Source organism: Bradyrhizobium sp. P5_C12, from assembly GCF_054049735.1.
Map to the genome: position 1 here is coordinate 24,033 of NZ_JBFULU010000035.1, position 21,807 is coordinate 45,839.

Genomic DNA, 21,807 nt, shown 5'->3' on the forward strand with positions numbered 1-21,807 from the left:
CGCGCTTGGCAGGTCTTTGGTACTGACAGGAATGAACCGAGATGAATGTAAGGCAGCTCGATCTCTCACGACGCACGATTGCGGTCGCCGCGGCCCTCATCGGCACGGTGTCGCTCGTGATCGGTGCCCACGCTGCCCTCAACATGCGCGCGCTCGACGCCGCCAAGGCCGTTTCGACCGACCAGGTCACGGGTTCGATCGGCCAGACCGCGCGCCTCGCGCTGGTCATCGGCAATGGTCACTATCCCGACGCCAGCGCGCCGCTGACGCAGTCGATCAACGACGCCCGCGCGCTGTCCTCGTCGCTGCGCAAGAACGGCTTTGACGTCGACATGGTGGAAGACGCGAGCAAGGACGACATGGTCCGCGCCGTCAACCGCCTGAAGTCCCGGATCAAGCGCGACACCGTCGTCATGCTGTTCTTCGGCGGCTACGGCGTGCAGGCCGGCCGCGAGAGCTACATGCTGCCGGTCGATGCCGTGATCTGGAAGGAGAGCGACGTTCGCCGCCAGGGCGTCTCCATCGACGGCGTGCTCGACATGATGAAGGAGCAGGGCGCCAAGGCCAAGCTCGTCGTCGTCGACGCCTCCCGCCGCAATCCCTATGAGCGCCGCTTCCGCTCCTATAGCCACGGCCTTGCGCCGATCGGAACGCCCGACAATGCCCTGATCCTCTCCTCCGCCTCGCCCGGCAAGGTCGTCGACGATGGCAAGGGCGAGCACAGCGTGCTGGTCAGCGAGCTTCTCACGAACCTGAATGCACAGGGCAGCGCCGAAAGCGTCTTCAACAAGACCCGCGTCGCCATCTCCCGCGCCTCCGAAGGCGACCAGGTCCCGACCGTGTCCTCGTCCCTGCTCGAAGAGGTCCGTTTCGGCGACGCCGGCGGCTAGTTTTTCGCGGCACACGTAGGGTGGATTAGCGAAGCGTAATCCACCACGTCTCTCTCTCAGCGCGGACAGCAAAGAGGTGGATTACGCCTTCGGCTAATCCACCCTACGATATGCGTGTGTAACGCACATCTGCTCCCCACATCGTCATTGCGAGCGCAGCGAAGCAATCCAGAATCTTTCCGCAGAAAGATTCTGGATTGCTTCGTCGCTTCGCTCCTCGCAATGACGGTTGAGGCGAACCCTACTTCGCCGCCTCCGCGGCCATCACCGGGCGCACCGGATCGCCTTCGCGCAAGAGTGCGCCGGCGCGGGCGACGACGATGTCGCCCTCGTTGAGGCCGTCGCGGATCTCGATATTGCCGCCCGACATCAATCCGACCTCGACGCGCTTGGTCTCGACACGGTTGCGGCGGATCACCTGCACCACGGTGCCGGCGGACGAATATTGCACGGCGGTCAGCGGCACCGCGACGTTGCAGCTCTGCCCGGTCTTGATCAGCGCCCGCCCGCTCGCGTTCAGCAACAGCCGCTTCTGCGACGAGATGCCGATATAGACCATGCCCTGCTGGATGTTGGGCTCGACGGTCGGCCCGATGCGGCGGACCTTGCCGTCGATATCGCCGGCGCCTGCGATGCGCACGGTCGCAGGCTGGTTGACCGCAAGCCTGCGGATGTCGCTGGTCGCCACCAGGCCGACGAGATCGTATTCGCTGCGCGCCACGATCGTGAACAGCGCCTCGCCCTTGGCCGAGGCGAGCCCGCCGATCTGCGCAGTCGAGGTGGCGATGACGCCAGCCACGGGGGCTGCGACCTGAAGCGTGCCGCCTTCGGGCAGCGCGAGGCGCGCCAGCACCTGACCGGCCGTGGTGGTCTCGCCGGCTTCCGCCAGCACTTCCGTCACCTTCAGCCCCGGACGCTCGGGCCGCACCGAGGTCTCCTCGCGCGCGATGATCGTGCCGGTCGCCTCGACGATGTCGGAGAAGCAGGACTTTGCCGCCTTCAGCACCGTGACCGCCGGCCCCTTGGGCGCGTCCTTGGGCGCGTCATCGGCGGCGGAAGCGGGTTGGGCGGACAGCACCAGCAGTCCGGCGAGCGTAACGAGCTTTTGGGAAAAGGAACGCGCAGGCAATCGACGCATAGGTCATTCCGGTTGGCCGCAAGGCCTCAATCGTTAGCAGAAGCGGCCGCAGTGGGCCATGGGCGGACAAGGCCGAAGACGCCGCAACAGGCGGCGCGATGCCGCCTGTTGGATTAGTCGCGGAAATGAAGACGAGGTTCGCTGTCCCTTACCCCCCTGGAGGGGGAGGGTAAGAGGAGCCCCCCTCACGGCAAGCTCAAGAACTCCACCCAGTTCGGCTTCTTGCCGGTGGGATAGGATGTCAGCTTGGCGAGCGCGCCGCTGCTCTGGTCGATGGCATAGACCGTCATGCTGTCGGACAGCTCGCCGACCGCGGCGAGATAGCGGCTGGATGGATCGATGTTGAAGCCGCGCGGCTGCTTCTCGGTCGCGACGCTGCCGGCCTTAGTCAGCTTGCCGCTTGCCGCGTCGACCTTGTAGGCGGTGAGCGTATTGGTGGTGCGCTCCGAGGCGTAGAGGAAGCGGCCGTCCGGGGTGATGTGGATGTCGGCGGCCCAAGGCTTTCCGGAAAACCCTTCGGGCAATGCGGTGGTGCGCTGGATCTCGTCCCATGCGCCGCCCTTCGCCTCATAGGCGAACGCCGCGACGTCGCCGTTCAGCTCGTGGATGAGATAGACGTACTTGCCGTTCGGGTGGAACACGAAGTGCCGCGGCCCCGATTTTTCCGGCACCTTGTAGACCGGCGGATCGCTCGGCGTGAGCGTCCCGCTAGCTGCGTCGAACGCGAAGCTCAGCACCTGGTCGGAGCCGAGATTGGTTGCGAACACGAAGCGGTTGTCGGGCGAGGGCAGGAAGGCATGCGCATTGAGCCCGGTCGGGATCACCTGCTTCGGCTCGCCGACGACGCCGTTCGCGAGAAGCGGATTCACCGCGACCTTGTTGCCGCCATAGGAGGCGCTGAACAGGAATTTGCCGCTACGGTCGGTGGCGATATAGGCCATGCTGTCGGCGAGCGGGCCGTTGCCGATATGGCTGAGCTGGCCCGTCTTGGGATCGATCGCAAAGCTCACCGCCTGGAACGGCTGCGACCGGACGCCGGCAATCAGCACGCGCTTGTCGGGCGTGATCGCCAGCGGCGTCGAGGAGCCGGGCTTCTCGACGCCGGGGAGGGCGGCCGTCTGCACCGGCATCATCTCGCCGCTCTCGGCCATCTTGAACACGCTGATGTCGTTGCTGTCGGCGTTGCCGACATAGGCGAAGGTTTCGGCCATGCCGGGGCGGGCTCCGAAAATGAGGGCAAGGAAGGCGATGACGGTGATCGCCGCGCGCGGCAATCCAGATGCGATGCGATGTGTTGGTCTCAACATGGGCGTCCTCCTGTGCCGGTGCGGCATTGTCGTTTTGCCGCCGAGGATAGCGGGAGGTCCCCGGCCGCACCAAACTCCAATTGGGATCGATCGATGCCGAAATTGTATCGGTTGGGGGACGACGGCTACCGCACCGCAGCTTGCTGGCTGCGGGAGGGCAGATGCGGGCCGGATGCATGTTCGGGGGGCCCAAGCGCGGTCCACACGGCGACGGCGAGCAAGGCCGAGGTCAGGATGGTCCAGGCGATGAGTCGTTTGCGCATCAGGCCAAATCCGTCCGCCGAAAGTCCGCTGCGCCGGGGAGCGCTGCACCATCGTGCACTGCAAACGGTGGCGATCCTATGAACTCGTTCACAGCCGAAGCCGCCGCCACGCGACGAGGACGTCGTGGCAAAGCGCCACACCGGCCAAACCGATCGCGGCTCGCCGCCGACCAACAAAATATAGCGCCGCGCTTCGCCCGCGCCTCGCCGTGCCAAGCCGCAATCGCTCCGGGAACAGCAACCCTGTCTTGCCGTTACCTTGGTCCCGCGGGCGGGGGGGGGAGACCGAAACGGAGGCTGACGCATGTTTTGGATTGTTTGGAATACCGCCTGGTCTCTCATCATCAGCGGTATCATGTTCGCCACCATCGTCACGCATCCGGATGCCGAGTTCGTCGAGATCCGGGCGGCACGGCAGGCGAAGTGAGCCTTTGCGCCGCCTGAGCCCCTCATCTCCGTAGTTCAACTGAGCCCGACGCGCGCGCCGCGGGCATGGGCCTATTTGGTGAACCAAATCTTAGGGCCGGACCGGTATTTTTCTGCATCTTTTACGGAGATGCGACGGTCACCATGGCATTGTTCGGCAATCCCTCCATTCGTTCGGTGCTCGGCGCCATCATCGGTGTCCTCGGCCTGTTCCTGATCGGGCAGCTCGCGACCGGACTTTTTGGTGCGATCGAACGCAACGGCGCCGCGCAGACGGTCGAGCGCTTCGCCGGCACCGACCAGCAGCTGTTCGCGAGCCTGCTCGGCTTCCGGCTCGAGCGCGGCACCTTCCTGTCGGCGCTGGTCGCGGAAGCGCCAGCCAATGCCAATGCCGACAACCGCATCGCCACCAACCGGCAGTTGTCCGAGGCGGCCTATAAGAGCGTGCTCGAGCGCCTTGATGGCGTGTCGGATGCACGCCTTGCCGGCGCCTTGAGCAAGCTCGTCGCGGTCCACGACGCGCTCGCGCCGCTGCGGCCCAAGGCCGAAGCCGCCATCCACCAATCGAAGGCGGAGCGTGACGCGAAGGTCGGCGACGAGTTCCGCAAAGCTGCGCAGGATTATCTCGATGCCATTCTGGCGCTGACGGCTGCGCTCGAGAACGCGCTCAAGCTTACCGATCCCGTGGTCGATCATCTGCTGGGCGTAAAACAGTCGGCCTGGGCCGCACGCAATTTCGGCGGCCTCGTCGCCATCCGTCTCGAAGCCGCGGCCGCGAGCGGAAAGCCCTGGAGCGCCGCCGACATGGTCGGCGCCGCCGAGGATACCGGACGCGCCAGGCAGGCCTGGAGCCAGGTGCTGGATGTCGCCGGCCGCTCCGACGCGCCCGCAAGCCTCGTCGACGTGATCGCGCGCTCGAAGCAGGGCGATGCCGCCGCCATGACCGAGCGTCAGCAGGGTTTCATCAAGGCGCTCAGCAACAACCAGACCATCGACATCAAGATCGAGGACCTGTCGAAGCTCAACACCGCCATTCTCGGCTACAGCGTCGAGGCCGGCCAGGTCGCGCTCGCCGAAATGGTCGCCCGCGCCGGGCAGCAGATGACATCGGCGAGATGGAGCCTGGCCCTCAATGGCGGGATGATGCTGGTCGCGCTCGCCATCACCGTCTTCGGCTTCACCCTCGTGAATCGCCGCGTCAGCGCGCCGATCCGCAAGCTGACGCAGGCGATGCGCTCCCTTGCCGAGCGCGACTATGCGATCGAGCTCGCGGGCATCGAGCGCGGCGACGAGATCGGGGAGATGTCGCGCGCGGTGTCGGTGTTCAGGGAGAACATGATGACCGGCGACCGCCTCGCCGAGGAACAGGCGGCGGAGCAGGCCAGGAAGGAGCGGCGCCAGCTCGCCGTCGACCGGCTGATCGAGCAGTTCGAGAAGACCGTCACGGAATCGCTGCACACGCTGGCCTCGGCTTCCGGCGAGCTGAATGCCACCGCGCAGTCGATGTCGTCGACGGCCGAGCAGGGCTCGTCCAAGGCGGCCTCGGTCGCAAGCCTGTCGGGCGATGCCTCGTCCAACGTGCAGACCGTCGCCGCCGCCACGGAAGAGCTCTCGGCCTCGATCAGCGAGATCAGCCGCCAGGTCGCGGAGTCGTCCAGCATTGCCGGTGCCGCAGCTTCCGAAGCCGATCGCACCAATGCCGAGGTGCAGGCGCTGGCCGATGCCGCCCAGCGCATCGGCGACGTCGTCGCGCTGATCACGGGCATTGCCGAGCAGACCAATCTGCTCGCGCTCAACGCCACCATCGAGGCCGCGCGTGCCGGCGAGGCCGGCCGCGGTTTTGCGGTGGTCGCGTCCGAGGTGAAGAGCCTCGCCACGCAGACCGCGAAGGCGACCGAGGAGATCACCGGCCAGGTCGCCGCGATCCAGGGCGCGACCCGATCCTCGGTGACCGCGATCCAGTCGATCGGCACCACCATCCAGCGGGTCAACGAGATTGCGGCTGCGATCGCGGCTGCCGTCGAGGAGCAGGGCGCCGCGACCCGCGAGATCGCGCGCAACGTGCAGCAGGCTTCCCAAGGCACCAACGAAGTCTCGCGGCACATCTCCGGCGTGTCGCAAGCTGCCGGGCAGACCGGTGCGGCCGCCGGCGAAGTGCTGGATTCGGCCAAGATGCTGGCGCGCCTGTCGGATGACCTCAAGCGCGACGTCGGTCGCTTCGTCGGGGATCTCAGAGCGGCCTAGATTAGCGCGCCGCAGAAGGCAGGTTGGAAGATGTTTTGGGTCTGTTGGAACATCGCCTGGTCGCTGATCATCAGCGGCATCATGGTCGCCACCATCGTCGCCCATCCCGACGCCGAATTCGCCGAAGTGCGCGCCGCAAAGCGGCTGATGTGAACTTTCCGACCTCCCGGGACGTTTGCTGTCCGATCGCTGCTGGCGCGGCGCGGTCGGGCATGTAGTATGGAGACGTCAGAGGGGGATCCAAATTGGACGGAATTGATCTGCGCGATCCCCTTTTTGCGACCTATGTCGTTGCTGCCTGCCTGATCATCCTGAAGGCCGTGGGGATGTCGTGGCTCACCGTGTTCCGGATGGTGAGAGCGCAAGGGGGCTACCGTTCGCCGGAGGATATCAAGAAGACCCCGATGAATCCCGCGCCCGATCCGGTGCAGCTTCTTCCCAACGAAGCTGTCGAGCGGATCCGCCGGATCCAGCTGAACGATCTCGAGAGCCTGCCCTATTTCCTGGTCGCGGGCTTTCTCTATGTACTCACACGGCCGTCTCTGCTTCTCGCGCAATGTCTGCTCTACGGCTACGTTGCCTCGCGCCTGCTGCATTTCCTCGCCTATCTCACCGGGCAGATTCACGACATTCGCGCAATTCTGTGGACCGTCGGCTCACTGATCCTGGTCTTCATGACCATTCGCACGCTTCTCGTCGCACTCGGCGGTTGAGACTCAATCGGCCACGCCGGCGACCTGCTGGGCCGAAAGGTAGCGTTCAAGCGTCACGCTTTGCTTGAAGAAGCGCATGGCGCGCAGATCGCGGATCGTTGTTTTCTGTGCCGAATCGCGCATCCGGGTGACCTCGCGGGCTTCTTCCAGGCGGCCGACACCGACCAGATTGGCCGCCAACATGCGATGGCCGGTGCCATTGCTCGGATTGTGCCTAACCGACTTGCGCGCCCAGGCGACGCCCTCCTCGAACTGCCCGAGGGCGAAGTAGGACGCGGTCAATCCCGTCATCCACATATGGAGCATGCTGTCGTCGGGACTGAGGACGAGAGACCGGTGCAGGCACACGACGGCGTTCGCATAATCGCCTCCCATGCTGTCGATCATTCCGAGCACACCCCATGCGAAGGCCGAACTGGGATTGAGGCTTACGGCTTCGCTGGCGTGAATGCGCCCCTGATCGTTGTCGCCGGCCGGTCCAAACAGCGCGAAGCCATAGACCGCGTGGGCGAAAGCGTCCCCGCCATCCTGCTCGACGGCGCGACGCGCCAGGCCGAGCGCCTCGGCCGCGGCATCCGGAGACGCGTTGGCGCCGAGCGGAGCAGCCATGACGAGTCCCCAGGCCAGTGCCGCCAGCGTCGCCGTTCGCTCCTGATCAAGGCTCAGGGACTGTCGAAGCAGATCGATGGCCTTGATGACGGCTTCACGGGTGCCGCCCCACAAATGATGAAGGCCTCGCAGATAGAGATCATACGCCGAAAGATCGACCGGCGGCTTGCGGCGCGCGCGTTCGATCTCGGCGCTTCGAACGGCGGGATCGACGACGGCTGCAACACTGCGGCTGACGTCGTCCTGCAGATCGAAGATGTCGACGAGGGGGCGGTCATAGCGATTGGACCAGACTTGGGCTTCGCTGCCGGCATGAGTGAGCTCGGCCGACACGCGAATGCGGTTGCCGGCCTTGCGGATATGGCCGCTTAGGACGTATTGGGCCCCGAGCAGTTGCGCGATCTGCTGGCTGGTCATTCCCTTGTCCCGAAGGGCAAAGCTCGACCCGCCCGCAATCACCACCAGTTCGCGAAAGCGCGACAGAGCGGTGATGATGTCCGCGGTGACGCCATCGGCAAAGTATTCCTGTTCGGTGTCGCCGCCCATGTTCCGGAACGGAAGCACCGCCACGGAAGGCCTGTCGTCGCCGATCATGCGCTCCGCTTGACGCGAAAGGTCTACACCTGTCTCGCCTGCTGCCTGAATGGTCTTCTGCTCCTGGGCCTTGCGCAGCCCCGCGGCGAGAGCGTTGGTTGCCGCATCCGGGCCGGTGCCGAGCTCCTGCTTCAGCAGGGTGACGACGGCCTGATAGTATTTGAGTGCTTCGGCGTTGCGGCCTGCTGCGGACAACGCGCGCATGATCAGGCGATGCGCATCCTCGCGCATGCTGTTGAGCGCATGGGCGCGCTGGCCGGCGAGAAGGGCGTGGCCGGCACGCCCCTCTGACAGTTCATGCTCGCCGAGTGCCACCATCGCGCCGAGCGCCAGCTCCGACAGCCGCTCGCGTTCGCCGGCCAGCCATTCGCTCCAGCCCTCCTCGTTGACGCCAATGTCGTCAACGAGGCGCCCGCGATAGAGATCTGTCGCCGCGGTCAGGGAGTCACGGCTGCCTTTTCTGACGAGATCCTCGAATTGCCGGACATCGCAGCTGATCACCGCGGCATCCAACGACATGAATTCGCCGTCACTCCTGAGCGCACTCTGACCAAGAACCTGACGCAGCTTGAACAGCGCCTGTCGCAGGTTCTGCTTCGCTTGCGCGTCGAAGTGGGATCCCCACAGCAAAGTCGAGAGCTTTTCGCGGTGCTGAGGCTGCGGTGCCGTGCAAGCCAGATAGGCAAGCAATCCCGCGAGCTTCTTGTTCGGCAAGCAGACGATGCCGTCCGGCCCCGTCAGTTCGAAACGTCCCAGAAGCGAGAGGGCAAAACGCGGGCGCGGCGCAGATGGAGTTTCAGTCATGCCGCCTCTAAATTGAGCAGACGCGCCCGTAGATATACATCTTACACGAACTGCCAACTTTGCGAACAATATTAACGCCGTGATGACGATCGAATAACGCCCGCGATGACGACGGTGGGTTCAGATCGCATTGCGACGAAGCCGGTTGGTTGATCGACGCAGAGCAATTTCATCGGGCAGGCCGACGTGCGCGCGCATCACCTCATCACGGTCGTCGTCATCCTGTTCGTGGTCATTGCGGGGCTCGACGCCGCGGTGACCTCCTTTGCACATCCGACATTCAGTGTCGTTTCGCAGTCGGCACCTCCGGTCGCGCCGCTCCTTTTCGGAGGCGACTGACCGCACGCCAAAGATCGCAAGAGCCATCAAGCAGGAGGTCGCATTGAGCGATATCGCGCAGCCGGGACAGCAATCGTACGTCTTTCTCGCGTCCGTCGAGGACCAGCGAATTATCGGAACATGGCGACTGAGAGTGATCGCATTCTATGCCTCGCTGCTGGCACTGGTGATTGCCTGCGCTGCGATGAGCACGGCGCCCCGCGAGCGCCAAGCCGATCTCGCCTCCGATGATTTCGTCACCCATTACATCTCGAACCCGCCGGTGCCGTAACCGACCCAGATCGGCAACAGCGCCGCGCGGACCAAGGGTCCGCGCGGTCGCTACGCAAGCCTGCGAAAGCGCAAAAAAGGAAAAGCCGTGAAAAATGACATTCGTGCCGGGTCTGCAATGCGGGCCGAATCTCCAATATCGCGTGACGGAAACGCGCGGCGCGGCGGGACGCGCCTGATGATCCTCATTCTTCTGGGCTTCGGTGTCGTTCACGTKATCGGCGCCATCCTCATTGAGCGAGCGTCAACCGAACGAGGCGGCCCTGCCTTGGCCTTCGCTTCGCGGACCGACTGACAGTTGCCGATGACGCTATTGGTTCATTGGATTTGAAAACCTGGAGGTGGCATTGACGGCAATCATGCGCGCGATTTCCCGCACGTTCCTCTCGGTCACCGGTGCCGACGTGGCGAAACACGTTCTCTTGCTGTGCGCAGCATGCGCCTTTGTGTTCGTGCTGTCGCGAACCCATGGCCTGGATTTGAGCCCCGGATTGTTCTGACCTTCGCAGTGGCGTGACTCACGAACCCCGACGCGCCGTCCCTCGGAGGACCCGCGACGATTTTGACAAGCTTCAATCCGTGTAACGCGAGGCACGCGCCGCGCGTCACGGCCGAAGCATGGTTTTCAAAGCGCATGCAAATGAGGAGCCGATATGTACGTTGGCCGGATACTGTCCACCGTTGGCGGACAAGGACCGCTGCTTCTGGTGATCTCGCTTTGCGCAGGGCTGTTGATCGCTCCGTTCGCTCACTTCGGCTACGAACTTTTGCCCTTTTCAGCATTTCTTCTGACGCTTGGCTCGTTTCTCACGGCCGGGCTCGCTCCCCCTGAACGCGGCATTCGTCTCCCCCTGATCGCGCTGGTGCTTGTCTGGATTGGCCTCGCGCTGCCTTTGGCTGCCGCGTTTCTGCTGTCCCTTGTTCCGCTCGATCCTGCGCTGCGGGCCGGCGTTCTGCTGTCGCTGCTGGCGCCGCCGGTCGGAAGCGCCGCGGCGATTGCGGGGATGCTTGGTTTGCGACCGCGTCTCGCGCTGCTCGTCTCCATTGCGCTGACCCTGCTGACGCCGATTTCGATTCCGTGTTTTGCCATGGTGCTCGGGCTGGGAATTGAATTCGATATGGGCGGGCTGGCGATCCGGCTGTTCGGCATTATCGGTGCCGCAGGATCGGTGGCCTTTCTGGCCATGCGGTTCCGTCGCCATCTGATTGCCGTCCTGCCCGATCAACGCGCAGCCACAGGGGTCGCCGTGATCGGGCTCATCATCGTGGGACTCGCCACCTCGCAGGGCATACGGGCGCAATGGACCAGCAACGCCCTGCGTTTCGACCTGATGCTCGCCGTTGCAATCGTCGCCAATTTTGGCCTGTGCGCGCTCGCGACCGTGACATTCGCGAGGCTGGGGTTGCAGACCGCCGGAACCATAGGCCTCGTGAGCGGAAACCGTAACGTCACCCTCGTGTGGGCCGCGGCCAGCTTCGGTCTGCCATCTCTTGCTGAGGGCTATGTTGCCGCGTGCGTGATCCCGGTGCTCGCGCTTCCTCTTATCGTCAAGCTTTGTGTCAGGCTGCCGTCCTTCAGCCGCTTCATCCCGCAGAACTCGTAGTCCGGAGCGCGCAATGGCGGCGGCTTACAATGTCTCGAAACGTGAAGATGACCGGGGCGATCACCTGCTGCCAAGGTCTTCCGCAAAACGGAGCAGGTAACCATCAGGGTCTTGCACCAGGAACTGCCGATTGCCCCGTTCTTCGCCTGCAACCTTGTACCAGGCATCGTGACAATCCCTGAACAGCGGCCAATTCGCCCGCCTCAGGGCTTCGACAAGAGGGGCGACGGAATTGACGAACATTTGGAAGTTGATCCCGCGTCCCAATGGACGTTCAAGGGTCGCAGTCTCCCAATTGCCATTTCGCTGGTTCAACATGACCTGGGAGCCCTGCAGCTCGATATACATGAAGCGGCTTTCAGGTCGCTGATACGCAATCTGGAAACCCAGTATTCCGCACCAGAACGCCTCGCTCTGCGCCAGGTCAAACACGTCCAGCTCAGGGACGAGCCGGGCAAAGCCGCCAATGGGCAATCTGTTGTTCGATGTTTCCATGACTAGCTCGCTTCCTGCGGCTCACTGCATCATCGCCGCAGCGATCTTCTCCGCCGACATCAGGACCGGGAAGTTGGTGTTGGCGCAGGGCACCACCGGGAAGATCGAGGCGTCGACGACGCGCAGACCCTGGATGCCTTTGACGCGGCCCTGGGGGTCGACCACCGCCATGGGATCGTCGGCCCGGCCCATGCGGCATGAGCATGAGGCGTGCCACACGCCGATGGTCGCCTTGCGCACGAAGGCCTCCAGCGCCTCGTCGTCGTTGATCACGTCGTCGAAGCTGAAGCCCTCGACCACGAAATTGTCGATCATGTAGTGGCGCAGCGCCGCCGGCCCGTCCATCATTGCCGCGGCGATCGTGGTCAGAATCCTGTTCTTGGTGTTGACCACGCCGATCTTGCGCACGCGGTCGGTATAGGCCGCCGGGAACGGCTTGTCCGTCACCGCCTTGACCACATCGCTCATCTGCACCGCCGCCATCTTGCGGAAACCGCTCATCAGGCGATCGAGGTCGCGCCGGTCGGACAGCAGGTTGAACTCGACGATCGGCTCGGCTTGCGGATCGCGCGAGGCGAGCTTGACCTGTCCGGTCTCCGAATAGGTCTTGTTGACGAACGTCAGCAGCGAGCCGATTTGCGCGCCGACCGCGTGCCAGGCCGATTTGCTGATCACGACGACGAACATGTCGCCCTTCGGCACGCCCGGCAACCCGGACGAATAGCGCAGGCCAAGCTGCATGTGGCGCCTGGTATGCTCGTTCATGCGCGCGCCGCGGCGGACAAAGGACGACAGCGAAATCGAGGGATGATCCATCAGGCGCTGGCCGACGCCTTGCAGTCCCATCAGGACGGGAATCCCCAGATCCTTGAGGTGGCCGACCGGGCCGATGCCGGCGCGCAAGAGATGCGCCGGCGAATGGATGGCGCCGCTGGAGAGAATGATCTCGCGGCCGCGGAATTCCTGCTCCCGTCCGTCCACCATTGCCTTCACGCCGACGCACTGCGTGCCTTCGAACAGCAGCTCTCGAACCTGCGTGTTGGTCGAGATCGTCAGGTTGGCGCGCTGGCGCGTGTCGCGATCGAGATAGCCCATTGCGGCCGAGACGCGTTGCTCGGCCTGATTGGAGTGCGTCACCGGAAAATAGCCGTCGACGAACTCGCCATTCTGGTCCGGCACGAACTGATGGCCGGCTTGCTGGAAGGCTTGCGCGAACGCCTGCGAATGCCGCGTCCAGTGCTCCTGCGGAATTCTACGCACCGGAATTCGGCCGTCCTTGCCGTGGTACGGCCCGTCGAAATCGAGGTCGCGCTCGACCTTCTTGAAGAAGGGCAGCACCTCGTTCCAGCTCCACCCGGTGGCGCCGCGCGCGTCCCATTCATCGTAGTCGGTCGGTGCGCCGCGGTTGGCCATCTGGCCGTTGATCGACGAGCCGCCGCCCAGCACGCGCGCCTGTTCGTATTTGCGCAAGGGCGGACGCCCTTCGTTCGGATTGTTGTGGCTGACGATCTGGGTCGTGACCTTCAGCTCGGTCCAGTGGAAGCGCGGATCGAAATAGGCCGTGCCCGGATAGCTGTCCCTGATCTCGGCCGGCTCGTTGCCGGGTGGTGTGTCCTGTCCGGCTTCGCACAGCAGGACCTTGTTGGCGCTCTTGGCGGAGAGCCGGTGGGCCAGCACGGACCCCGCCGAGCCGCCGCCCACGATAATGAAGTCGTACACGATTGGCGCTTCCTGTTGTTCTTGCCCGGGGAGGGTAGCGTGATTTTATCGTGAGGTCACGCGCGGGGGCTACGCCGCCACCGCCTGCTTCGACAGCAACAGCTTCAGCTTCGCCGCCGGCACGGCCGGGCTGAACAGCCAGCCCTGCATCTGGGTGCAGCCGAGCTGCCGCAGCACCTCGCGCTGCGCTTCGGTCTCGACGCCTTCGGCTTCGCACCGAACTGGTCCTCCGGTGTTGAATACGACCATCTCTGGAGGGGGCGTGACAACGCAGGCGTGGTTACTCCCGGTTGGGTCACCCTCCTGGGCAATGGGGTGAGCCAGGACATCGACATCATCACCCTGCGCTTCAACTACGGCTTCGGCTGCTACACGACGCCGGTCACGGCGCGTTATTAGTTCAATCTCGGTATCCAGCAACCTGGCCCCGGGGAATCCACCCGGGGCGTTCTATTTGTTGCTGGTCTGACGAACGCCGCGTCGCGCTGTGCTGCGATCAAGGGTTGACGTCCGCTCGTCAGAATGGCGGCGCAAGAACGGACATGTCGCAGGTCTCGCTCGGCCCGCGCGCCACAATTCTTTCTCCAATTCCCTTGATTTGAATCAATGCCACATCGCCCTGTCGACAATTGTTAGCGTGGTGCCTGGGGGCTACTCACCTAGGAGGTCGCCGATGATGAAAATAGTAGTGATCGGAACAGCTGCACTCCTTCTTGCCGCACCGTCGATTGCCAGCGCGCAAGCTCCGTCCCCTGCGACGCCAGAACGGCTAAACGCAGTGGACCGGAATACGCTGGTGGACATGCGGATCGATTTGACCAAGGCCGCGTTGCAGCTGACACCTGACCAGGAAAAGCTCTGGCCGCCTGTCGAGAGCGCCATTCGTGCCAGAGCGGAGGATCGGAAGGCCCGTGTTGCAAAAATCTCGGAAACAGTGGGTCGACGGGCCGACCAGAATGCCGTCGAAAGCATGCGCAATCGTGATCCCATCGCCTTCCTGCAACGACGCTCGGAGGCATTGGCTCAACGATCAGCCGATTTGGATAAACTCGCCGAGGCGTGGCAGCCACTCTACAAGACCCTCAATCCCGAACAGAGGCAGCGCATGGGGGCCCTCGCGGTCCTTGTACTTCATGACATGAGCGATGTCGTGGAACGACGTCGTGCGCAGGCCGAGGATGAGGACTGAAGCAGGATGTTAATTCATACCCGCCGCGTGACGGCCTCAATCTGCGCGGCTAACTAACTTTAAGCCTGGGCGATGTCCCCTTTGCCAAGGCCGACATCCCCAGGCGGCATGCGCGACCAACGACCGCCGCTGATTCCGTTTCCCAAGATATCGCCGTTCTAAGCCGCCACGGCCTGCGCCGACAGCAATTGCCTCAACTTCGCCGCCGGCACGGCCGGGCTGAACAGCCAGCCCTGCATCTGGCTGCAGCCGAGCTGCCGCAGCACCTCGCGCTGCGCTTCGGTCTCGACGCCTTCGGCTGTCGTCGCCATGTGGCGCGCGGCCGCCATGTGCACCACGGCCTGGACGATCGGCGAGGAATCCTCGGGCTCGCCGATGTCGCTGATGAAGCTGCGATCGATCTTGATCTTGTCGAAGGGGAAGCGGTGCAGATAGCTCAGCGACGAATAGCCGGTGCCGAAATCGTCGAGCGCGATGCGCACGCCGAGCTCGCGCAGCTGCTGGAGGATCGTCAGCGCCTCCGCGTCGTCGCGGATCAGGACCGTCTCGGTGACCTCGAGCTCGAGCCGTCCCGGTGCGAGGCCTGATTCCGCCAGCGCCGCGGCGACCTTCAGCGCCAATGTCTTGGCGCGGAACTGCACCGGCGAGACGTTGACCGCGATGTGGATCTGGCCGGGCCAGGAGGCGGCCTCGGTGCAGGCCTGTTTCAGCACCCATTCGCCGATCTCGCCGATCAGGCCGGTGTCTTCGGCGACCGGAATGAACTCCGCGGGCGAGACCATGCCGCGCTCCGGGTGGTGCCACCGCAGCAGCGCCTCGCAGCCGGTCACGACATTGGCCGCGAGGTCGACCAGCGGCTGGTAGTGCACCTCGAACTCGCCGCGGGCGAGCGCCTGCCGCAGATCGAGCTCGAGCTGGCGGCGCTGTCCCGCCTTGGCATCGTATTCGGGCACGAAGATGCGGAAGGTGCGGCGGCCCTCGGACTTCGCCGCGTACATCGCGAGATCGGCGCGCTTGAGCAAATCGTCGAGATTGTCGCCGTGATCGGGCGCGATTGCGATGCCGATGCTGGCGTCGGTCGGAATCTCCTGGCCGTTGCAGTCGACCGGCGTGCGCAGTGCCTTGAGGATCCGCTCCGCCAGCGCGGTCAGCTCGGCCTGGTCGCTGATGCCGGCCTTGACGACGGCGAATTCGTCGCCGCCGAGCCGCGCGACGAGGTCGTTGCCGCTGACGCAGGCGCGCAGGCGGTTGGCGACCTGGCGCAGCAATTCGTCGCCGACCTCGTGGCCGAGCGAATCGTTGACACCCTTGAACTCGTCGACGTCGATATAGAGGATCGCGAACGGCTTGCCCTCGGCGAGCTCCGCGACGCGGCGCTCCAGATGGCCGCGCAGCAGCACGCGGTTGGGAAGGTCGGTCAGCGCGTCATAATGCGCCATATGCGCAATGCGCTCATCGGCGCGGATGCGCTCGGTGACGTCGTCATGGGTCGCGAGCCAGCCGCCGGCGACCGCGGGCTGGTTCTTGATCTCGATCAGGCGGCCGTCGGCGGTCTCCACGACGGCGCTCTGTGTCCGTCCGACCTGGCTCAGGATGCCGTCGCAATAGGTGTCGACGTCGCCGTCGAACGAGCCGGTGTCGTGGCGGTGCTGGATCACGTCGCGGAAATAGGCGCCGGGCTTCACCACGTCGGCCGACAGGCCATACATCTCGACGTAGCGCCGGTTGCAGACGATGAGCCGCTCGTCCTGGTCGAACATCAGCAGGCCCTGCGTCATCGTGTTCATCGCGGTGTCGAGCCGCTGCTTCTCCACCGAGAGGCGGCGCGTGACCTGGCGGAAGGTCAGGAACAGCGTGAGCACGAGCAGGCCGATCGACAGCACGGCCACGGTGACGAAGAATTTGGTTTGCGTGCGCCAGGTCGCGAGCGTTGCGTCCAGTGACTTGGTCGCGACCACCACCAGCGGCTCGCCGGTGAGGAGGCGCGAGGCGACGATGCGGTCCTTGCCGTCGATCGGGCTTGCGAGCTTGGTGGTGACGAAGGTGCGCTCGAACACCGCGATCTGCTCGGGCGTGCCGTTGCGAAAATTCTGCCCGATCATGGCGTCGGCATGCGGGATGCGCGCGAGCAGCTGGCCGTTCTGGTGGTGCATCGCGATCGAGGACTCCTCGCCGAGCCCGGTCGAGGCGAAGAACGATTCGAGCTGGTCCGGCGCGATCGCGCGCGAGACGATGCCGAAGAACTCGCCGCGAGGGCCCGACACGCGCCGGGCGAACACGATCGCCGGGCCGCCGCCGATCCGGCCGTCGACGACCTCGACCTCTTCCTGCGCCGCCGGATCACTCTTGAGCCGGTTGAAATAGCGGCGGTCGGACACCGAGATGTCGGCGACCGGCCAGCGCCGTGACGAGTTGATCAGCACACCGTTGGAATCAAACACATTGGCGCCGGCCACGTCGGACCAGCCGCTGGCCTTTGCACGCAGCACTTCATGCATGGCCAGCGTGCCCATCTCGCTGCGGAACACGTCCGCGGAATCGATGCCATGGCTTTCGAGCTCGGCGATGATGCTCTTCTGGAGCACCGTAAAATCCTCGAACTCGCGGTCGAAATGGCGGGCCAGCAGGCGGACGGCGCTCTCGAGGTTGTCGCGGCCGCTTTCGATGGCGTTCTGCCGGAACCTGTCGACGGTCAGCGCGGTGCCGATGGCGGTCGCGGCCATCAGCACGAAGCCGCCGACGATCAGCCATGTCAGCGGCGCCCCGCGCCAACGGCGGAGCAACGCGCGCATCCGCGCGCTCCATCGGATCGATGTGCCCATCCAGCCCTCCCGTGGGATGCAAGATGCAGCAAAACCGACAAGACCCCGTTACCAGCGAGGGTTAGGAAAGTATGAATTGGAGCGGAATCAGAGGGTTGTTTTCCCCCGCGAAAGCTCACCCACCCGACGTAGCGGCACTCACCGCTTGATCTCCCAGTTCAGCGCTTCCGCATTGCCCTTGGCGAACATCGCCGGCACGTCGAACTTGCCGGTCTTGAGGTCATAACGACATTTCCAGTCCGCCAATCCCTTCACGGCGACGTTCTTCGGATGCTTGTCCATTTCGCCCGACAGCGAGATCAAGAGGTAGCGGTTGTTGGGCCAGTCGACGCCGAGCCAGCGATAAGCATCTTCGGTGCCCTTCATCAGATTGGCCGAGATGTGGTAGTCGAGCTTCATGTTCTTGGTGTCGGGCCGGCTGTGGAAATAGGCCCAGGCGAGGTCACTGAGCGATTTCGTCGTCGCGCTGACGAAGGCGCCGTTCTCGACATGGTAGAGAAAGAGATCCTGCGAGCCCGAGCCGGTCTTCTGCATCCGCACCAGCCATTGCGAATCGTTGGTGAAGCGGAAGCCGGCGCCATAGCCCTGCTCGGGCTTCAGCTCCGTCATCCGCTCGCCGTTCCTCGCCCAGGCCTGCCATTTGACGTCGAAATCCTTGCTGTCCTTCATGTACTGCTCGATCTTGGTGGCGCCGTCGGGCGAGGTGAAGGCGAGATCGGCATTGTCGGTGAGGACGTAATCCGGCGGCGGGCCGGAGGCGGCGAGCGCGGGGGAGGCGGCCAGTATGAGGGCGAGCGCCAGCCATTGTGCGGGACGGCGAAATGCGTTCACGGGAAAAATTCCTTGAGAAATATGCCGCAGCGCGGCCACGGTCATTTGACGCCGACGGGGCCGTGCCGGTTCATCCGTGGCGTGCTGGAACGAAAGAGGGATCATCCCAACGGCCGTCTTGCTGCCGTAGCCAAATCGGCGCAGGTTGCCGCCATCGGCTGATTTGCGATCAAGGGTTCGTTTTCCGATGATAACCGCGTCCAAGGCCCTCGTTGCGTTCTGCGTGCTCGCGGTGACCGGCACCGTGATGGTGATCGGTCCCACCGAGCTGCGCCGCCTGCTGCCGGGCGGTGCGAAGACCGAGACCGCGATCGCCGCCAGGCCGGAGGCCAAGGTCGAGCCCAAGCCGGAAACGAAGCCGGAAGAACCGAAGGCGGCCGCCGCTGCGCCGGCCTCGCCATCCGCATCCCCGGCGCCCAAGCCGGGCGCCCTGGCCGAGTCGCAGAAGCAGGTCACGGCCGCGCTCGCCGACCTCGCGCCGCTCAAGCCGCCGCCGGCCGCGACCGACACCGGCCCCCGTTTCGACGTCGGGCGCATCGACGATCACGGCGAGGCCGCGGTGATCGCCGGCCGGGCCACGCCCGGCGCGAAGGTCGAATTGCTACGCGACGGCAAGCCGCTCGACAGTGTGGTGGCCGATGCGTCGGGCCAGTTCGTGATGACCCCGCCGCAGCTTCCCGCCGGGTCATATGAGCTGACGCTGCGGGCAAAGGCGCCGGATGGCACCGTCACGCAATCCGGCCGCAGCATGCCGGTGACCATTGCCGAGGCGCCGCCGCCGCCCGCGCGCCCCACACCGGCCGCGAGGCAAGAGGCGAAGCAGGCCGACACATCGGATGTGGTGGCCTCCTTGCCGTCAGCCGCGCCGCACCTGGCCGCGGCATCGGACAAGTCCGCGGCCCGGGCCAGGATGATGGGTGCGCCCAAGCCCAGGGTCATGGCGAGGGCGCCGGCCGCAGCGGCGTCGCCTGCGGACATCCTCAACGGCGCACCCGCGGAGACCGGCGGCAACCGGGTGATTTCCCGCGGCGACAGCCTGTGGGCCCTGAGTCGGCTCGCCTACGGCGATGGCGCCCGCTACGCTGTGATCTTCAAGGCCAACCGCGACAAGATCCACAATCCGAATTTGATCTATCCCGGCCAGACGCTCGTGCTGCCGCAAAAGGCCGAGTGAGGACCGAAGCCCCTCGTCTGCGACCGTTTGACTCCTCGGGTCCGGGAACCTTTGGTTCCGCTCCGAGTCATCGTCATGCGCCGTGACGCGCGCTTGGCGCTGGAGGAGGGCCAAGAAGTGGTCAGCTCGGTGGGCAACTCGGTGGTCAGGTCGGTGGTGGTCATGTCGAGATCGCGCATGGGACTGGCGCTGGCCGGCGCGGCCTTCATGGTTCTGGCAGCGCTGCTGCCGAATACGGCCCAGGCGCAGTTCGGACTGCGCGGTGGCCCGCTCGGCGTTGCGCGCTTTGCCGTCGGCCATGTGATCGGCCTGTCGCGCCTGCGCCACGCCCGCATGGCGGTGCGCGGCGGCCGCACCCGCTCCGCCGCGCTGAGGTCGCAGGATCCGCGCGGGACCGAGCGTGCCCAGCTTGCCAATCCCTATGTCTTGCGTGCGGCGCTGACGGCGCAGGCTGCGCTGTCGGGCTGGCATGGCGGCCGCCGCCCGCAGGGCTGGTGGCGTCACCCCGACGGCAGCTACGGCTGGGCCGGTCCCGTGTTCTGGCCGTTCGCGCATGACGACCTCACCACCGCAATCATCTTCGGCGATGCGACCAGCCTCTCGCTCTATGGTTATGGCGATATCTACGCCGCGATCTTCGCGCCCTATGCGGCCACCGAGCTTGCCGCCTACACCGCGCCGCAGGGCAGGCGTGCGCGCAGGGTCCCACCGGTCGAGGCTGTCTGCGAGGCCAGCGACACCGGCGGCTTGCCGGTCGACCGCATCATCGCTGCGGTGCAGCCGAACGAATTGCAGCGTACAGCGCTCGACGAACTCGCGGCCGCCTGGACCAATGCGCGCGACACCATCCGCGCCGCCTGCCCGGCGCAGGCCCCCGCCGCCGCGGCGGAACGCCTCGGCCTGATGCAGGCCCGCCTGGAAGCGATGATCAAGGCAACGGGTGCGATCGCGCCGCCGCTGGCAAAATTCGTCGATCTCCTCGCGGACAATCAGAAAGCAAAGCTCGACGCGCTGGCGAAGGACCGCCGCGCCGCGCTGGCATCGGCCCAGCACAAGGACGCGCAGGCAGCAAGCGCCTGCCAGGCGGATAGCGACCCGCGCTACGACGAGCAGGTGCAGCGCCAGTACGAGCAGCTGGTGCGGCAGCAATGGCCCGCCGACGACATCGCTTCGACGCTTCGCCTCGACGAGATCGCCCGCGCCCGGCTCGAGGTGCTCCAGGACACCACGCTGCGCACCATGCAAACTCTGAGCGCCTGCCCGACAGAGCCCGCGGCGACCCCGAGCGCGCGATTGGCCGCGGCGAAGGCGCGGCTCGAGACGATGCTGCAAGCGGTGAAGGGCGTCGGCGATGCGCTCGACGATTTCGGGGCGGATTTGAGCGACGAGCAGAAGGCGAGCTTCGAGGCGATCGGGCCGAAGCGGGGAGCGTGATGTTCGGGTGGTTCGCCGCGAAGACTAGCCGCACGCCCAGTCGAACTGCATCTCCTTGAAATCGAGCTGCGCGTTGCCGCCGCCAAAATTGTAGCCGCCGAAATATTCCTCGAACTCGATGTAGAACGGGCTCATCTCCGGCACCGCCTGGCAGGGCCGCATGGTGCCGCCGAGATGATTGTGGGCGTGGTCCTTGCCCCAGTCGTGCAGGCGGAAATTGTCGCGGCCCGGGACGTCGCCGACATAGTAGTAATAGGGCTGATAGCCGGTCGGTGGGTTTTGGCGGGTGTGCTCGTCCTGCGGGCCCTTGCCCGCATTGGGATCGGTCGCGCGCGCCGTCAGTGCAATCGCGCGGGTCTCGCTGAGATCGGCGCGCGGCGAAGCGGCGAACATCTTTTTCGCGTAAGGCGCGGCGGCCTCGAAGAAGGCATTGGCGCCGCCGACGTCGAGCCAGCGCGGCCGTTCCGCGGTTGCGAGCGCCAGCGGCGCCGGCGGCGTTGCGAACGCGCCGTCATATTCGCGCGCTGTCAACAGCAGCGCGGCATATTCGTAGTCGAGGATGTCGGTCATGCGGGACAGGCGCGGATGCGCTGGTAGCGCCAGCACCGCCTCGCGGATTTCAGGGTCATCAGGCGCGCCGCCGTCATTGTGATCGGGCGCGGTCGCAAAGAACGATACCGCGACGATGTCCTCGCCGTGCACGCGATAATCCTCCGGCAGTTTTAGCGTAAAGCCGTGCATCAGCGGATAGCCGGTCACGGGATCGAACGGCCATTGCTCGCTGGTGATGCCCGGCGGCAGGCCATAGACCCAGCCGTGATCGCGCTCGCGATCGACCGGACGGTCCAGCATCTGCAAATCATATGCACGCGAAGGCAAGGCAAACGCCACGATCGTCTCCCATCCAAACTCCGCCTCGACGTCGAGGCGATGGTTAGTCGC

General features: G+C 65.1%; 23 protein-coding genes. 13 read left to right on the forward strand and 10 right to left on the reverse strand.

The window, feature by feature from the left end:
• The first annotated feature begins 41 nt into the window (after nucleotides 1-41).
• Nucleotides 42-890, forward strand: a complete 849-nt coding sequence (locus ACXJMY_RS26635; protein WP_456622318.1) for a caspase family protein — start codon at nucleotides 42-44, stop codon at nucleotides 888-890.
• A 241-nt stretch (nucleotides 891-1,131) separates the two neighbouring features.
• On the opposite strand, the gene ACXJMY_RS26640 is transcribed toward ACXJMY_RS26635, so the two are convergent.
• The 3 genes from ACXJMY_RS26640 to ACXJMY_RS26650 form a co-directional block, all read right to left on the reverse strand.
• The gene (locus ACXJMY_RS26640) at nucleotides 1,132-2,028 is read right to left on the reverse strand and encodes an efflux RND transporter periplasmic adaptor subunit (protein ID WP_456622319.1); all 897 of its coding nucleotides are present in this window, start codon (nucleotides 2,026-2,028) and stop codon (nucleotides 1,132-1,134) included.
• A gap of 185 nt (nucleotides 2,029-2,213) precedes the next feature.
• Nucleotides 2,214-3,335: a lactonase family protein gene (locus ACXJMY_RS26645; protein ID WP_456622320.1), complete on the reverse strand. Its 1,122-nt coding sequence runs from the start codon at nucleotides 3,333-3,335 to the stop codon at nucleotides 2,214-2,216.
• Nucleotides 3,336-3,460: 125 nt separating this feature from the next.
• Entirely contained in the window at nucleotides 3,461-3,598 is a 138-nt protein-coding gene (locus ACXJMY_RS26650) for a hypothetical protein (RefSeq protein ID WP_456622321.1), read from the reverse strand.
• Between the two features lie 304 nt (nucleotides 3,599-3,902).
• Here ACXJMY_RS26650 and ACXJMY_RS26655 point away from each other — a divergent pair, with 304 nt between their 5' ends.
• The 4 genes from ACXJMY_RS26655 to ACXJMY_RS26670 all read left to right on the forward strand — a co-directional run bounded on the left by ACXJMY_RS26655 (nucleotide 3,903) and on the right by ACXJMY_RS26670 (nucleotide 6,981).
• Entirely contained in the window at nucleotides 3,903-4,025 is a 123-nt protein-coding gene (locus ACXJMY_RS26655; RefSeq protein WP_456622322.1) for a hypothetical protein, read from the forward strand.
• Between the two features lie 143 nt (nucleotides 4,026-4,168).
• Nucleotides 4,169-6,268, forward strand: coding sequence for a methyl-accepting chemotaxis protein (locus ACXJMY_RS26660; RefSeq protein ID WP_456622323.1), 2,100 nt, complete (start codon nucleotides 4,169-4,171; stop codon nucleotides 6,266-6,268).
• A gap of 30 nt (nucleotides 6,269-6,298) precedes the next feature.
• A complete protein-coding gene (locus ACXJMY_RS26665) occupies nucleotides 6,299-6,421 on the forward strand; it encodes a hypothetical protein (RefSeq protein ID WP_456622324.1) in 123 nt (40 codons plus the stop codon).
• Nucleotides 6,422-6,513: 92 nt separating this feature from the next.
• Nucleotides 6,514-6,981: an MAPEG family protein gene (locus tag ACXJMY_RS26670; RefSeq protein ID WP_456622325.1), complete on the forward strand. Its 468-nt coding sequence runs from the start codon at nucleotides 6,514-6,516 to the stop codon at nucleotides 6,979-6,981.
• A 3-nt stretch (nucleotides 6,982-6,984) separates the two neighbouring features.
• Here the strand turns inward: ACXJMY_RS26670 and ACXJMY_RS26675 are convergent, their stop codons facing one another.
• Nucleotides 6,985-8,988, reverse strand: a complete 2,004-nt coding sequence (locus ACXJMY_RS26675) for a BTAD domain-containing putative transcriptional regulator (RefSeq protein ID WP_456622326.1) — start codon at nucleotides 8,986-8,988, stop codon at nucleotides 6,985-6,987.
• Nucleotides 8,989-9,174: 186 nt separating this feature from the next.
• On the opposite strand from ACXJMY_RS26675, the gene ACXJMY_RS26680 reads away from it, so the two are divergent.
• The 4 genes from ACXJMY_RS26680 to ACXJMY_RS26695 all read left to right on the forward strand — a co-directional run bounded on the left by ACXJMY_RS26680 (nucleotide 9,175) and on the right by ACXJMY_RS26695 (nucleotide 11,201).
• Nucleotides 9,175-9,327: a hypothetical protein gene (locus tag ACXJMY_RS26680; protein WP_456622327.1), complete on the forward strand. Its 153-nt coding sequence runs from the start codon at nucleotides 9,175-9,177 to the stop codon at nucleotides 9,325-9,327.
• Nucleotides 9,328-9,370: 43 nt separating this feature from the next.
• The gene (locus ACXJMY_RS26685; RefSeq protein ID WP_456622328.1) at nucleotides 9,371-9,598 is read left to right on the forward strand and encodes a hypothetical protein; all 228 of its coding nucleotides are present in this window, start codon (nucleotides 9,371-9,373) and stop codon (nucleotides 9,596-9,598) included.
• Between the two features lie 346 nt (nucleotides 9,599-9,944).
• Nucleotides 9,945-10,097, forward strand: a complete 153-nt coding sequence (locus ACXJMY_RS26690; RefSeq protein WP_456622368.1) for a hypothetical protein — start codon at nucleotides 9,945-9,947, stop codon at nucleotides 10,095-10,097.
• A 153-nt stretch (nucleotides 10,098-10,250) separates the two neighbouring features.
• Nucleotides 10,251-11,201: a hypothetical protein gene (locus ACXJMY_RS26695; protein ID WP_456622329.1), complete on the forward strand. Its 951-nt coding sequence runs from the start codon at nucleotides 10,251-10,253 to the stop codon at nucleotides 11,199-11,201.
• A gap of 60 nt (nucleotides 11,202-11,261) precedes the next feature.
• Here ACXJMY_RS26695 and ACXJMY_RS26700 read toward each other — a convergent pair whose 3' ends face one another.
• The 3 genes from ACXJMY_RS26700 to ACXJMY_RS26710 all read right to left on the reverse strand — a co-directional run bounded on the left by ACXJMY_RS26700 (nucleotide 11,262) and on the right by ACXJMY_RS26710 (nucleotide 13,664).
• Nucleotides 11,262-11,696, reverse strand: a complete 435-nt coding sequence (locus ACXJMY_RS26700) for a bleomycin resistance protein (protein WP_456622330.1) — start codon at nucleotides 11,694-11,696, stop codon at nucleotides 11,262-11,264.
• Between the two features lie 21 nt (nucleotides 11,697-11,717).
• The gene (locus ACXJMY_RS26705; protein ID WP_456622331.1) at nucleotides 11,718-13,415 is read right to left on the reverse strand and encodes a GMC family oxidoreductase; all 1,698 of its coding nucleotides are present in this window, start codon (nucleotides 13,413-13,415) and stop codon (nucleotides 11,718-11,720) included.
• 69 nt (nucleotides 13,416-13,484) lie between these two features.
• Entirely contained in the window at nucleotides 13,485-13,664 is a 180-nt protein-coding gene (locus ACXJMY_RS26710; RefSeq protein WP_456622369.1) for a hypothetical protein, read from the reverse strand.
• A gap of 27 nt (nucleotides 13,665-13,691) precedes the next feature.
• On the opposite strand from ACXJMY_RS26710, the gene ACXJMY_RS26715 reads away from it, so the two are divergent.
• Together ACXJMY_RS26715 and ACXJMY_RS26720 are read left to right on the forward strand one after the other, a co-directional pair.
• Nucleotides 13,692-13,814 carry a hypothetical protein gene (locus tag ACXJMY_RS26715; protein WP_456622332.1) on the forward strand — a complete coding sequence of 41 codons (123 nt, stop codon included), beginning with the start codon at nucleotides 13,692-13,694 and terminating at the stop codon, nucleotides 13,812-13,814.
• A gap of 274 nt (nucleotides 13,815-14,088) precedes the next feature.
• Nucleotides 14,089-14,604, forward strand: coding sequence for a Spy/CpxP family protein refolding chaperone (locus ACXJMY_RS26720; protein ID WP_456622333.1), 516 nt, complete (start codon nucleotides 14,089-14,091; stop codon nucleotides 14,602-14,604).
• 158 nt (nucleotides 14,605-14,762) lie between these two features.
• Here the strand turns inward: ACXJMY_RS26720 and ACXJMY_RS26725 are convergent, their stop codons facing one another.
• Entirely contained in the window at nucleotides 14,763-17,426 is a 2,664-nt protein-coding gene (locus tag ACXJMY_RS26725) for a bifunctional diguanylate cyclase/phosphodiesterase (RefSeq protein WP_456622334.1), read from the reverse strand.
• A gap of 138 nt (nucleotides 17,427-17,564) precedes the next feature.
• Nucleotides 17,565-18,257: a hypothetical protein gene (locus ACXJMY_RS26730; RefSeq protein ID WP_456622335.1), complete on the reverse strand. Its 693-nt coding sequence runs from the start codon at nucleotides 18,255-18,257 to the stop codon at nucleotides 17,565-17,567.
• 187 nt (nucleotides 18,258-18,444) lie between these two features.
• Between ACXJMY_RS26730 and ACXJMY_RS26735 the strand changes: the two genes are divergently transcribed.
• Nucleotides 18,445-19,431 (forward strand): LysM peptidoglycan-binding domain-containing protein, encoded by a 987-nt coding sequence (locus ACXJMY_RS26735; protein WP_456622336.1) that lies wholly within the window; start codon nucleotides 18,445-18,447, stop codon nucleotides 19,429-19,431.
• Between the two features lie 162 nt (nucleotides 19,432-19,593).
• The gene (locus ACXJMY_RS26740; protein ID WP_456622337.1) at nucleotides 19,594-20,865 is read left to right on the forward strand and encodes a Spy/CpxP family protein refolding chaperone; all 1,272 of its coding nucleotides are present in this window, start codon (nucleotides 19,594-19,596) and stop codon (nucleotides 20,863-20,865) included.
• A gap of 24 nt (nucleotides 20,866-20,889) precedes the next feature.
• On the opposite strand, the gene ACXJMY_RS26745 is transcribed toward ACXJMY_RS26740, so the two are convergent.
• Nucleotides 20,890-21,756 carry a hypothetical protein gene (locus tag ACXJMY_RS26745; protein WP_456622338.1) on the reverse strand — a complete coding sequence of 289 codons (867 nt, stop codon included), beginning with the start codon at nucleotides 21,754-21,756 and terminating at the stop codon, nucleotides 20,890-20,892.
• Nucleotides 21,757-21,807: the final 51 nt, after the last annotated feature.